We start from the raw sequence: 13,145 nt of genomic DNA, 5'->3' as shown, positions 1-13,145 counted from the left end.
CGACCCTCGGTAGATCGGTGTTCAGCCTCGAATTTACGGCGAGGCTGTCTCTGTCCGGCGATTCCGGTGGATATCCCTAGGGCTCAGAATAGAAGAAAAACACGATAAACCAAGGCTGTAGGGACCAACGGGCGTCAGTCCCCAGCCTGGAGTCAATTTTGTGACGAAGTGACCGCACAGTCTCCTTGAAGGATCAAGTCGGCTTGGTTTCAGCCAACGCCTGCTGCGCCGACTCTTTTTCAGCTTCCTTCAAGTCCTCCTCGCTGATCATTTCCGCAATCACACGCAAACGCTCGACCACCCGCGCATTCACCGAGCCTTCGGGAAATTGCCCCTGCTCATCCGGCTCACCGGCAGGCTCGCCCACCAACAGGCTCAACGCTTCGTCCGCCTGGCGCACCGCATAGATGTGGAACTGCCCGGCCCGCACGGCCTGCAACACTTTTTCATCCAGCATCAGCGTGGCGACGTTCGCCTGGGGAATGATCGCGCCTTGCTCGCCGGTCAAACCCCGGGCTTCGCAGAGGCGGAAGAAGCCCTCGATTTTCTCGTTGACCCCGCCCACTGCCTGCACTTCACCGAACTGGTTGATCGAGCCGGTGATGGCAAAGCATTGCTTGAGCGGCGTCTTCGACAAGGCCGAGATCAGGGTGCACGCTTCGCCCAGGGACGCACTGTCGCCATCCACATAACCGTAGGATTGTTCCAGCGCGATACTCGCCGAAATCGCCAGCGGGAATTCCTGGGCATAGCGGCTGCCCAGGTAACCGGTGAGGATCATCACGCCCTTGGAGTGAATCGGCTGGCCCAGGTTGACTTCACGCTCGATGTCGACGATGCCGCTGCCGCCTGGGTACACCGTGGCGGAAATCCGCGCCGGCACGCCGAACGCCGAGTCACCGACTTCCAGCACCGTCAGCCCGTTGCACTTGCCCACCGCCGCGCCGGCAGTGTCGATCAGGATCACCCCGGCGAGCATGTCGTCGAGAATCCGCGCCGACACACGCCCGGTGCGCGTGGCCTTGGCCTTGAGCGCCCGCTCGATGTGGCCGGCGTCGGTCATCTCGTCGCCGGCCAGGTGACGAATGAAGTCAGCCTCGCTCACCAGCTGGAACAGATCGCCGATGCGTGCCGACAAGCGCCCCTGGTGTTCCGCCAGCCGTGCGCTGTAGGTAGCCAGGCGCGCCACCGCATCCGAGGTCAAAGGCGCCATGCCCTCTTCGGAGGTACGGGTTTTGAGCAACTGGGCGAACTGCTCCAGGCTTTCGTCCACCATCGGGATGTCTTCGTCGAAATCCACCAGCACCCGGAACATCTCCTGGAAATCCGGATCGGCGTCCTGCAACGCGTAGTACAACTGGCGGGAACCGATGATGATCACCTTGACCTGCAGCGGAATCATCTGCGGGTTGAGGGTCACGGTGGCCAGGCGGCCCAGCTCACCCAGGGGCGATTCCATTTTCAGCTTGCGCGACTGCAGGGAACGCTTGAGGGCGTCCCACACGAATGGCTCGCTGAGCATTTTTTCCGCTTCAAGAATCAGGAACCCGCCGTTGGCGCGGTGCAGGGCACCCGGACGCAACTGGCGATAGGTGGTGTAGAGCGCGCCCTGGTCGGTGCTGTATTCGATACGGCCGAACAGGTTGTCGTAGGTCGGGTGCGGCTCGAACACCACCGGTGCGCCACCGTTGACCGGATGGCCCACCACCAGGCTGGGGCAGTACTGCTCTTCGAGCAGCTTGCGGGCTTGGGCATCGGTCTTGGCGTCGTCCACCAATTGCTCGACGACGGTCTTGAGCAGATAGACCTGCATGGCTTGCAGGTAGCCGCAGACGCCAGCGTTCTCTGCGTACTTTTCCGACAGCGGCGCCAGCAAAGGCTGCAGGGCCAGGGTGATGGTTTCTTCGTTGAACTGACGCAACTGATTGTTGGACTCGCGCTTCCACTGCGGCAGGCTGGCGAGTTCTTCGTTGAGGCGTTCTTCTAGCTCGGAGATATCGGTGTGGAAGCGTTCGCGGTCGACTTCCGGCAACTGCGAAAACTCGGCCTCATCCAGCGCCTTGCCGTCGAGCATCGGGGTGAAGGCGATGTTGGAGCTGTCACGGTACAGCGCGACGTCTTTTTCCAGGGCCAGGCGTTCGATCACGTCCAGGGCCTTGTCGTAGCGCTGGTTGAAGGCACGGTCGATGGCGCTTTTGCGCTGTTGGTAGGTCGGGTGTTCGAACACCGCCGGAAAGGTCGCGACCAGGTTGTCGACCAGGGCGTTGATGTCGGCGATGAACGCCGCCGCCGCGCCGCCTGGCAATTCCAGGGCGCGGGGTTCGCGGGGCTCATCGAAATTATTCACATAGACCCAGTCCGACGGGGTCTGCAGGCGTTTGCCTTCGGCTCTGAGGTAGCGTTTGACGAACGAAAACCGGCCGGTACCCGGCTCGCCCATGACAAACACGTTGTAACCGGGGCGTGGCATGGCCACACCGAACTGCAAGGCTTCAACCGCACGTTCCTGGCCAAGCACACCGCGAAAGGGCTCCAAATCATTGGTGGTCGAGAAGCTGAACTGTTCAGCGGAGAAAGGGCGAGTCAGCGCTTCGGGCGCTAGACGCAAGCTGGCAGCAACAGGATCAGGCATCGGGCTTCCTTACATCAGGCGGGGCAGATGACGGCATTCTGGCTCCCCGTTGCGCGCTATGGCAAGGCACGCTTTTTGGGAAAGCACGGGCGTGGAATGCGTCCTACATAAAAATCGCGAAAACTCTGATTGTTTTATAAAAAATCACGGAACCCCTTGAACGTGCCTAAACTCCAAACTGCGCGGGTTGGACTAATAACCGATCCCAAGGGCGCTATGAAGTGCCTGACCCCTTGTCCATTGGTTTGCACACAAAGAGAAAAAAGCTATGAAACGGATCCTTCTCGGTACTCTCTTCACCGTCGTCTCCCTCAATGCAATGGCTGAAGCACCCGGTGGCCCGAACTGCGGCTGGGGCAACATGCTGTTCCAAGGCCAGCGCGGTACTCCGGCTCACTTCCTGGCCTCCACCACCAACGGTACTTCGGGTAACGCCACCTTCGGCATGACCTCGGGCACCAACGGCTGCAGCACCAACAGCGCACTGACTTACGGCGGCAAGTCCTGGATTGCCATGAACGGCATGATGAACGAACTGTCCGAAGACATGGCCAAGGGCAACGGCGAAGCACTGACCACTTACGCGGTGGTACTGGGCGTTGCACCGGAAGATCGCGAGCACTTCGCGGCCGTGACTCACGAACACTTCCAGCAAATCTTCAGCAAGGCCGACGTAACGGCTGACGATGTGCACAACAACACCCTGGCCGTACTGAAAAGTGATGCCCGCCTGGCGAAATACGCTACCCAGGCTTAAGCTCGACCCGCCCGCGCCTTTCGAGGCGCGGGTTTTCGTTTTTGGACCCCCTCCCCTTCGGGTCTCACTTTTTCCGAATTAAGTTGCCCCTATGCTCAAACGCTTTGCCTGGCTGGCACTCTTCGCTTGCGCCCCGCTGTTCGCAGCCCCGCATCTTGATGATCAACGTTTGCAGCGATTGGCCAACGATCCGTTCTGGTTATCCCTGGGCCATTACGAAACCGGCAAGATCAGTGGCTGGCGCAGTTATGTCAGCGACAAGAAATTCTTCCTCGCAGCCGATGGCGCCCACCACCCGGATGCCGAACTCAAGGCCACCGTAGACGCGTTGTACGCGCCGGCCAGCCTGGGTGAAAAACACGCCCAATGCGTTTACCCCGCACGTACCCGCTGGCTCAAGGATCAGTTGCACCTCACTGACTTGCCGGCCGTGGACTGCAGCGAATTCAAGCAATGGTTCAAGGACGTCGCCCCCCATAGTGCGGTTATGATCTTCCCGGCGGCCTACCTCAACAGCCCGTCGTCGATGTTCGGCCACACCTTGCTGCGTATCGATCAGGCCGACGTGCAAAGCAACAACACTGCACTGCTCAGCTATGCGATCAACTTCGGCGCCTATATCGAAGGCTCGGACAACAGCATCCTCTATGCCTGGAAAGGCCTGATGGGCGGCTACCCCGGCCTGTTCGCCCTGGTGCCTTATCAGGAAAAACTCTCGGAGTACCGCAGCCTCGAAAACCGCGACCTGTGGGAATACCGCCTCAACCTCACCCAGGTCGAGACCGAGCGCATGGTCGAGCACGTGTGGGAGCTCAAGCAGATCCAGTTCGACTACTTTTTCTTCGACGAAAATTGCTCCTACCGCCTGCTGGAGTTGCTGCAAGTGGCCCGCCCAGGCCTGCGCCTGACCGAACAATTCCCGCTGACCGCCATCCCCACCGATACGGTCAAGGCCGTGAAAGAGGCCGGCCTGGTGGAGAAAATCGACTATCGCCCTTCCCGTGAACGCGAATTGCTCGAACGCGCCAAGCCATTGGACAGCGACGAACAGCAATGGGTATTGAAGGTCAGCGACGACCAGAAGCAATTGCAGGAGCCCGCCTTCAAAGCCCTGCCCCGCGAGCGCCAGGCCTTGATCATCGACGCCGCCTACCGCTTGGGCCGCTACCGCGCCAATGGCCTGGAACGCGACACCGCACGCTCCCAGCGCAGCTATGAACTGCTGCGCGCGATCAACCAGAACCCTGCGCCCGACCTGAAGATCACGCCCCCCGGCCTGCCGGAAAACGGCCATGAATCGCGCACCTGGCAAGCCGGCATCGGCACCCGTGGCGACAAGGCCTTCGGCGAGTACGGCCTGCGCATGGCCTACCACGACCTCAACGACAACGCCGAAGGCTTCCCCCTCGGCGCACAGATCGAAATCCTGCAGATGAAACTGCGCCAGTACGAAGGCAACCACTGGCAATTGCAGCAACTGGACCTGGCCACCATCCGCTCCCTGACCCCGCGCAACGCCCTGCTGCAACCCTGGTCATGGCAAGTCACTGGCGGCCTGGAGCGCGTACCGGGCAAACATGACGACGAAACCCTGGTCACCCACGTCAACGGCGGCGCCGGCGGCACCTGGCAACTGCGCGACGACATGCTCGGCTTCGCCCTCGGCACCGTGCGCGTGGAACACAACAACGACTTCAACGAAGCCATCTCCCCCGCCGCCGGCTTCAACACTGGCCTGCTGTGGAAAAACCCGCTGGGCAACCTGAGCCTGGAAGCCAAGGGCGATTTCTTCACCAATGGAGAAGTGCGCCGCAGCCTCAGCCTGAACCAACAGTGGGAACTGTCACGTAACCTCGGCCTGCGCCTGAGTGCCCAGCGCGAGTACAGCCACTTGTCGACGCCGGTCAATGAAGTGATGCTTGAGGTGAAGTGGTATCACTACTGACCTCAACCTCCAGGAGTCCCAATAACATGGCCGTTAACTGCACATCGCTTGAAGAAGTTCGCAACAACATCGACCGCCTCGACCAGCAAATCGTCACCCTGCTGGCAGAGCGCGGCCGCTATGTCTCCCAGGCAGCGCGCTTCAAGAAAGACACGGATGACGTCAAGGCGCCACAACGGGTTGAGCAAGTGATCGCCAAGGTGCGTCATTTGGCAACGTTGGCCGATGCGAATCCAGACGTCACTGAACAGGTCTACCGCGCAATGATTGCAGCGTTTATCCGCCAGGAATTGGATGAGCATGCCGGGCTGGCTATCAACCCCACTACATAACCTCCTCTGGAAAACCAAACCCTTGTGGCAAGCCCGCTCGCCACAAGGCCTACACTGTTCTTACACCGCTTTCACATCCCTCCAACGAATCGCCTTCTAGACTTGTCCGTATCAGCCGTGAAACGGCCAGGGAGCAAGCAATGTGGCGGTATGCGGTAATGCTGTGGGCGGTGGTGGGGCTGTCGGGTTGCCAGTCGACCCATCAGGAGTTACTGGACAAGGGCTATCCGCCGGCCTTTGCCGATGGTTTTGACGACGGCTGCAGCAGCGGTCGCCAGGCCGCCGGGGTGATCAACGGGGAATTTCGCAAAAACGTGCCGCGCTATCTGCAGGATCGGCAGTATGCCGAAGGCTGGGAAGACGGCTTTCGCCAGTGCAAGGCGATGCGCGAGAGCGAAGAGTTACGCGACTACAAGAACAATCACTGGAACGACCGCGAACGCGCCTGGCAGCAGGAGAAAGACCGCGACGCGGGCAGAGTCTATCGCTCGCAATAGGTCGCTTTCAGGCATCCAGTGAAACTAACGCGCGGCGAACATGGCCCAAACGCCAGAGAGGGAGAATGTCATGAGCCGAGCTTTTGTGAATGAAGACAACGCCGCCGCCCAGGCCGACACACCTGTAGAGCGTCAAGTCAGCGAGCAACCCAATCGCCTCACTGCGCAAGGGTTGGCGCAGTTACACGCCAAGGTCGCGCAGTTGCAGCATGAATACAGCCTCGAGTCCGCCAAGGGCGAACAGGCCGACAAACAACGTCAGGCCGACCTTGAGCGGGACTTGCGCTATTTCAACCAGCGGGTGCAGAGTGCCCAAGTGGTCGCACCGGCCACGTCCACCGACAAGGTACAGATCGGCAGCTGGGTGACCTTCGCCAATGCACAGGACGAGCAGCAGCGCATACAACTGGTCGGCGAAGACCAGGCCGATGCCGGCGCGGACCTGATCAACTGGGGGTCGCCCCTGGGCCGCGCCTTGCTGGGCGCCCAGGTGGGTGACGAGGTGCTGTGGAAGCGCCCCGCCGGCGATCAATTGATCGAAGTGCTGCGCATCGAACCCGAGGTTTAGACGATGCCCTGGGCCAGCATCGCGTCGGCAACTTTTACGAAGCCAGCGATATTCGCGCCCTTCACATAGTTGACCCGACCGTTTTCCTCGCCGTAATGCACGCAGGCGTGGTGGATCGACTGCATGATGTTGTGCAGCTTGCTGTCCACTTCACCGGCGGTCCACAGCAGGCGCATGGCGTTCTGCGACATTTCCAGACCGCTCACGGCCACGCCACCGGCATTGGAGGCCTTGCCCGGCGCGAACAGAATGCCGGCCTCGATAAAGATATCCACAGCCTCCAACGTGGTCGGCATGTTCGCGCCTTCGGCCACACAGATACAGCCGTTGTGCAGCAGGGTGCGGGCCGCTTGCGCATCGAGTTCGTTCTGGGTCGCGCAAGGCAGGGCAATGTCGCAGGCCAGTTCCCAAGGCGTTTTACCTTTGCGGAATTCCAGGCCGAAACGCTGCGCCAGTTCGCTGATGCGCCCGCGTTGCACGTTTTTCAGCTCCAGCAGCGCCGACCATTGTGCTTCGGTCAAACCGCTTTCGGCGTATAGGGTGCCTTCGGAGTCGGACAGGGAAATCACCTTGCCGCCCAGGTCCATCACTTTGCGCGCCGCGTATTGCGCCACGTTGCCGGAACCCGAGATGGCCACGCGCTTGCCTTCGACCCGCTGGTCGTCACGCTTGAGCATTTCTTCAGCGAAATACACGCAACCGAAACCGGTGGCTTCCGGGCGGATCAGGCTACCGCCGTAGGTCATGCCCTTGCCGGTGAGCACGGAGGTGAACTGGTTGCTCAGGCGCTTGTATTGGCCGAACAGGAAACCGATCTCGCGGGCACCCACGCCGATATCGCCGGCCGGCACGTCCACATCCGCGCCGATATGGCGATACAACTCGCTCATGAACGCCTGGCAGAAGCGCATCACTTCGGCATCGCTCTTGCCCTTGGGATCAAAGTCCGAGCCACCCTTGCCGCCGCCCATGGGCAGCGACGTCAGGGAGTTCTTGAAGGTCTGCTCGAAGGCGAGGAATTTCAACACGCCCAGGTTCACCGACGGGTGGAAGCGCAGGCCGCCTTTGTAGGGACCGATAGCGCTGTTCATCTGGATGCGGAAACCGCGATTGACCTGGACCTTGCCATGATCATCCACCCACGACACCCGAAAGATAATCGCGCGCTCAGGTTCGCAGATACGCTCAAGGATGCCCGACGTCAGGTAATGAGGATTGGCTTCAAGAAACGGCCACAAGCTTCGTAGGACTTCTTCCACGGCCTGATGGAATTCTGGCTGGTCCGGGTCGCGTTTCTTGAGACGGGCAAGGAAGGATTCGACGGATTCGATCATGAGAAGTCTCGGAAAATTGATTGTTTTTAACGGAAATTTAGCCGGACTTTATCAATTCATGTCGCACCGCGACAGGGCAAAATGTCGCCTTTGTGAATTTAAATGGTGCATTGGATATAAATAAACCCAAAAAACAGGCATTTATCGCACCCGAAAAGGGATTTCAACATAGCGTCACGCACCAATTTTGAAATCCCTATCGGGAGCAAGCCCCCTCCCACAATTGATCGATTTGTGGGCAAAAAAAAACGGAGCCCCGAAGGACTCCGCTTTGTTCAAACCCGCCCGAATCAGGCCAGTTTCTTGTGCCGTACACGGTGCGGCTGGGCAGCGGCTTCGCCCAAGCGTTTCTTGCGATCGGCTTCGTACTCGGTGTAGTTGCCTTCGAAGAACACCGCTTGCGAGTCGTCCTCGTAGGCCAGGATGTGGGTCGCGACGCGGTCAAGGAACCACCGATCGTGAGAGATCACAATGGCGGCGCCCGGGAAGTCCAGCAGTGCTTCTTCCAGGGAACGCAGGGTTTCAACGTCGAGGTCGTTGGACGGTTCGTCGAGCAGCAGGACGTTACCGCCCTCTTTCAGGGTCAAGGCCAGGTGCAAGCGACCGCGCTCACCACCGGAGAGGTCTTTGACGAACTTCTGCTGGTCGCCGCCCTTGAAGTTGAAACGTCCCACGTAGGTACGCGACGGGATTTCATAGTTGCCGATGCGAATCTGATCGGAACCGTCGGAAATCTGCTGGAACACCGTCTTGCTGCCGTCGAGGTCTTCGCGGCTCTGGTCCACGCAGGCCAACTGCACGGTTTCGCCGATCTCGATGGTGCCGGAATCCGGGGTTTCCTTGCCCATCAGCATGCGGAACAGAGTGGATTTACCCGCGCCGTTACCGCCGATAACGCCGACGATCGCGCCTTTTGGCATGGAGAACGACAGATTGTCGATCAGTACGCGGTCGCCATAGCCTTTGGACACGTTCTTGAATTCGATGACCTTGTCACCCAGGCGCGGACCGGCCGGGATGTAGATCTCGTTGGTTTCGCTGCGCTTCTGGAATTCCTGCGATTGCATTTCTTCGAAGCGTTGCAGACGCGCCTTGGATTTGGACTGGCGGGCCTTGGCGCCTTTGCGCACCCACTCCAGCTCTTCCTTCATGGCTTTTTCGTGGGCCGATTGTTGCTTGGATTCAGCGGCCAGACGGTCGGACTTGGCTTCGAGCCAACCGGAGTAGTTGCCCTCGTAAGGGATACCGGCGCCACGGTCGAGTTCCAGAATCCAGCCGGCGACGTTGTCGAGGAAGTAGCGGTCGTGCGTGATCGCAACCACGGTGCCGGGGAAGTCGTGCAGGAAATGCTCGAGCCAGGCGACGGAATCGGCGTCCAGGTGGTTGGTCGGTTCGTCGAGCAGCAGCATGTCGGGGGCCGACAGCAGCAGGCGGCACAGGGCCACACGGCGCTTCTCGCCACCGGACAGGTGTTCGACCTTGGCGTCCCACGCCGGCAGGCGCAGCGCATCGGCCGCGACTTCCAGCTGGCGATCCAGGTTGTGACCGTCGCCGGCCTGCAGGATGGCTTCGAGCTTGGCCTGTTCGGCGGCGAGCTTGTCAAAGTCGGCATCCGGCTCAGCGTATGCGGCGTAGACCTCGTCAAGGCGGGCCTGGGCGTCCTTGATCACGCTGACGGCCTCTTCGACCACTTCACGCACGGTCTTGGCCGGGTCCAGGATCGGCTCCTGTGGCAGGTAGCCGATGTTCAGTTCAGGCATCGGGCGTGCTTCACCTTCGAACTCGGTGTCAACGCCGGCCATGATTTTCAACAGAGTGGATTTACCCGAACCGTTGAGGCCGAGTACGCCGATCTTGGCGCCTGGGAAGAAAGACAGCGAAATATTTTTCAGGATTTCCCGCTTCGGAGGGACAACTTTTCCCAGCCGATGCATGGTGAAGACATATTGAGCCAAAATCTGGACCTCATGAAAAAGTGAGAACAGGCCTACGTAGCGTCATGGCGCTGTACATAGTATTGCGAATCCTCAAGGTTAACCTAAGTGGGCGACGGCGGGCAGGTTGACAGGTGCTTTCAATCCAGCTTTTTCTTGCTGTAGGCCAGATAGAACAAGGTACCCAGCACCAGCCCCCAGAAAGATGACGATACGTGGAAGAAGTTGGGGAAATACACCGTGACCATCAGCGTCGCGACCGCCGGGTAATACAGGTCCTGCTTGAGCGCGTCCCTGAGCGCATCGGCCAGCGTGCTGAACATCGCCAACGCCGCCAGGGCCAGGATGACGGGCGACGGAATCACCGCCAGCAGGCTCACCAGGCCGGCAGCGAACAGCGCCATCAGCAAATAGCTGACGCCAGCGGCACAGCTGGCGATATACCGCAGCGACTTATCAGACGACGCCAGCGGTCCTGCACACATGGCCGCCGTCAGCGCCGCGAGGTTGAGCCCGTGACAGCCCAAGAGCGAGGCGCACGAGGTCGCCAGCCCCGTGACGAACAGCGTGCCCGGGAAGTGCGTGGCATAGCCGTTGTTACGCATGATCAGATAGCCGGGGATGTTCTGTGAGAACAGCGTGACCACAAACAGCGGTATCGACAGGTTGATGAACGATGAGAGGGTAAACACCGGGACCACCCACTCGAACCGATAGTCGGAAACTTCGACAGCATGCCCCAGTGGCTGTTTGATCAAAAAATAGGCAAGCATCACGCACAACGATACCGGCAGCGAAAACAGTGGCTTGACGATAAACAGCAGCAGCCAGACAAGCGCGACCATCCCGACGATCAGCGGGTACTGTTCAAAGGCCGGCACAAAGGACTTGGCCAGGGACAACAACACCCCGGCCAGCATCGCGGATGACAGGCTGACGGGAATTTTCTCGAGGTAGCGGGACAGGCGCGGCACCAGCGCCATCCCCAGCATCAGCCCACCCGCCATGCAGAACGCCCCGACCGCTTCCTCAAACCCGCTCAGCGGTTGGTTATAGCTGAGCAAAATCGCCGCCCCCGGCGTCGACCAGGCAAAGGTATAGGGCTTTCGAGTGGCCAGGGAAAACACGAGGCCCATGATGCCCTGGAACAGGCACAGCACCGCCAGGGCCGTCACCGCCTGGTGGGGAGAAGCGCCGACGTTGTACAAGCCCTGCAACACGATAAAGAACGTACTGATAAACCCGATCAGCGCGGCACTGGCACCGGTGCTGATCAGGCTCCAGCCCTCTTCGGGCCAACGTTGTGCCCCTGCTCTCGCCTTGTCCAAGGCCCCCATACCGTTACTCCCGCTCTCACTTGCATTCTCTGAAAACCGGTGCTAAAACCAATATCCATTGGATATTGGATATGTTGTCCGATAGTAAAGAGAAGTAGATTTGAAAAGCAAACGGCTAAGTGACCTCGGAGATATTCAACACAGGACTGCAAGTGAGCAGATAGAACAGGTGTTAAAGCAGGCGATTCTGGAGGGACGTCTCCCCCCCGGAGAGGTTCTGCGCCAGGAAGAACTGGCGCAAACCTTCAATGTCAGTCGCATGCCGGTTCGCGAAGCCCTGAAGAAACTCGAGGCACAGGCACTGGTGGATTTCGTTCCCTACAAGGGCGCGATCGTGACGCAGATATCCAAGGCCGATGGCCTGGATAACTACGCCATCCGCCTGGCACTGGAACCGGCTGCCATCCGGTATTCGATTCCGCATTTGACGAGTGAGGATATCCAGCAGGCCCGGGATCTGATCCAGCAAATGAGTGATGAAGTGGAGATGGATCAGCTGGGTGAATTGAACAAGCGTTTTCACATGTGCCTGTACGGAAAAACGCCGCATGCCAAGTTGTTGCAAATGGTGGAGAAGCAACTGTCCGTCGAAGACCGGTACCTGCGCTTTCACCTCTCGGCCATGGGGCGCGAGCACATGTCGCAGGATGAACACCTGGCCATGGTTGAAGCGGCCGCCCACCACGACCTGGACCGCGCCGAGGAACTGGTACGCAAACATTTGACGAAGGCGGCCATTGCACTGGAAAACTTTTTCGACCGAAAAAACTGAGCGCACGCTCACTCTACAAGGAGGTAGATCATGACCGAAGTCATGTCGGCATCAGCGATGGACTCTGCGCAAAACCTGGCGGGCAAATCGATTTTCCTGGAGATGGGCGCGCGCCTGGGGGTGGTCGACCTGTTGATGCAGGGCGACCCCTTCGACGCTGAACGAGTAGTGAACCTCAGCGGTGCCCAGCGGCATTTTGTCGATGCTTACCTGGCGGCCCTGTGCAAATTGGGATTGGCCGCCCCCGGCCCCCACGCCGACAGCTACACCGGCACCGCCGCCCTGCCGGAGGCCGTCAACAACTGCGGCTACCTGCTCTGGGCCTTGCAGTCTTGCGCACCGCTGATCGAACATCCGGTGCAGTTCGCCAACAACATGCATGCAGCCATCGACACCTACGTGCGCAACGGCGAACACGTGGCCCGCACGTCCAAGTGGATGGGCGCGACCGACTTCTATCCCCATGCCGAACGGGAAATCCTGCAAGCCCAGCCCAAGAAAATCATCGACTTCGGTTCAGGCACCTGCGGCCTGCTGATCCGATTGCTGGAGCAGTTGCCACAAGCCACTGCGATCGGCATCGACCTGAGCGCCAGCGCCTGCCAGAAGGCCCGCGAAATCATTCAAGACAAAGGCTTGAGCCATCGGCTCCAAGTGATCCACGCGCCGGTTGAAAGCCTGATCGACGACCCCACCTTGCTCAAGGATGTCGACGTCATCCATGCCGGTTTCGTCTTCCACGACCTCAACCCCACGCAAAGCCAGGTGCTGCCGAGCCTGCTGGCCGCCATCAAGGCCGCCTCGCCCCGCGTCAAACTGGTGATAGCGGATGCCATCCCCGACGATGCGCCCTGGGAGAACAACGCCTATTCGCTGGCCTTCACGTTTTTGCATACCCACTTCATGGACCGCAAATTCCCCTCAGAGGAGGGCTGGAAAGCCCTGCTCGAACAGGCCGGGTTCATGGACGTGACCTTAAGTAAACCCGGCCTTTCCGGCAGCCGCCTGATTGTCGGTCATTAGAGCAACACCCAACC

Annotated in this window: 11 protein-coding genes; 7 read left to right on the top strand and 4 right to left on the bottom strand. The window is 59.8% G+C overall.

The genetic code is table 11. The features are described 5' to 3' along the window. Positions 1-193: 193 nt before the first annotated feature. A complete protein-coding gene (locus tag BLR63_RS27220) occupies positions 194-2,632 on the bottom strand; it encodes a Lon protease family protein (RefSeq protein WP_010562572.1) in 2,439 nt (812 codons plus the stop codon). A gap of 268 nt (positions 2,633-2,900) precedes the next feature. Here BLR63_RS27220 and BLR63_RS27215 point away from each other — a divergent pair, with 268 nt between their 5' ends. The 5 genes from BLR63_RS27215 (at position 2,901) to BLR63_RS27195 (ending at position 6,731) form a co-directional block, all read left to right on the top strand. Then, a complete protein-coding gene (locus BLR63_RS27215; protein WP_010562571.1) occupies positions 2,901-3,389 on the top strand; it encodes a DUF3015 domain-containing protein in 489 nt (162 codons plus the stop codon). Between the two features lie 91 nt (positions 3,390-3,480). Further along, complete coding sequence (locus tag BLR63_RS27210; RefSeq protein WP_010562570.1) at positions 3,481-5,334, top strand: Lnb N-terminal periplasmic domain-containing protein; 1,854 nt, start codon at positions 3,481-3,483, stop codon at positions 5,332-5,334. 26 nt (positions 5,335-5,360) lie between these two features. Beyond that, positions 5,361-5,666, top strand: a complete 306-nt coding sequence (locus BLR63_RS27205) for a chorismate mutase (protein ID WP_010562569.1) — start codon at positions 5,361-5,363, stop codon at positions 5,664-5,666. Between the two features lie 140 nt (positions 5,667-5,806). Then, positions 5,807-6,163, top strand: a complete 357-nt coding sequence (locus BLR63_RS27200) for a hypothetical protein (protein ID WP_010562568.1) — start codon at positions 5,807-5,809, stop codon at positions 6,161-6,163. Between the two features lie 70 nt (positions 6,164-6,233). Then, positions 6,234-6,731, top strand: a complete 498-nt coding sequence (locus BLR63_RS27195; protein ID WP_010562567.1) for a GreA/GreB family elongation factor — start codon at positions 6,234-6,236, stop codon at positions 6,729-6,731. Here BLR63_RS27195 and gdhA read toward each other — a convergent pair. From gdhA to BLR63_RS27180, 3 genes are all read right to left on the bottom strand, one after another. Further along, positions 6,728-8,065 carry an NADP-specific glutamate dehydrogenase gene (gene gdhA / locus BLR63_RS27190; RefSeq protein WP_010562566.1) on the bottom strand — a complete coding sequence of 446 codons (1,338 nt, stop codon included), beginning with the start codon at positions 8,063-8,065 and terminating at the stop codon, positions 6,728-6,730. The two genes, BLR63_RS27195 and gdhA, sit on opposite strands and share 4 nt — an antisense overlap. A 290-nt stretch (positions 8,066-8,355) precedes the next feature. After that, positions 8,356-10,020 (bottom strand): energy-dependent translational throttle protein EttA, encoded by a 1,665-nt coding sequence (ettA, locus tag BLR63_RS27185; RefSeq protein WP_010562565.1) that lies wholly within the window; start codon positions 10,018-10,020, stop codon positions 8,356-8,358. A gap of 119 nt (positions 10,021-10,139) precedes the next feature. Continuing rightward, entirely contained in the window at positions 10,140-11,336 is a 1,197-nt protein-coding gene (locus BLR63_RS27180; protein WP_010562564.1) for a benzoate/H(+) symporter BenE family transporter, read from the bottom strand. Between the two features lie 100 nt (positions 11,337-11,436). On the opposite strand from BLR63_RS27180, the gene BLR63_RS27175 reads away from it, so the two are divergent. Both BLR63_RS27175 and BLR63_RS27170 read left to right on the top strand, forming a co-directional pair. Continuing rightward, the gene (locus BLR63_RS27175; protein WP_042946307.1) at positions 11,437-12,108 is read left to right on the top strand and encodes a GntR family transcriptional regulator; all 672 of its coding nucleotides are present in this window, start codon (positions 11,437-11,439) and stop codon (positions 12,106-12,108) included. Between the two features lie 30 nt (positions 12,109-12,138). Next, complete coding sequence (locus BLR63_RS27170) at positions 12,139-13,131, top strand: class I SAM-dependent methyltransferase (RefSeq protein ID WP_010562562.1); 993 nt, start codon at positions 12,139-12,141, stop codon at positions 13,129-13,131. The last annotated feature ends 14 nt before the right edge of the window (positions 13,132-13,145 follow it).

Source organism: Pseudomonas extremaustralis, from assembly GCF_900102035.1.
Taxonomy (GTDB): domain Bacteria; phylum Pseudomonadota; class Gammaproteobacteria; order Pseudomonadales; family Pseudomonadaceae; genus Aquipseudomonas; species Aquipseudomonas extremaustralis.
Note: the sequence above shows the minus strand (reverse complement) of the source record. Positions and strands in the feature narration are given on the sequence as shown.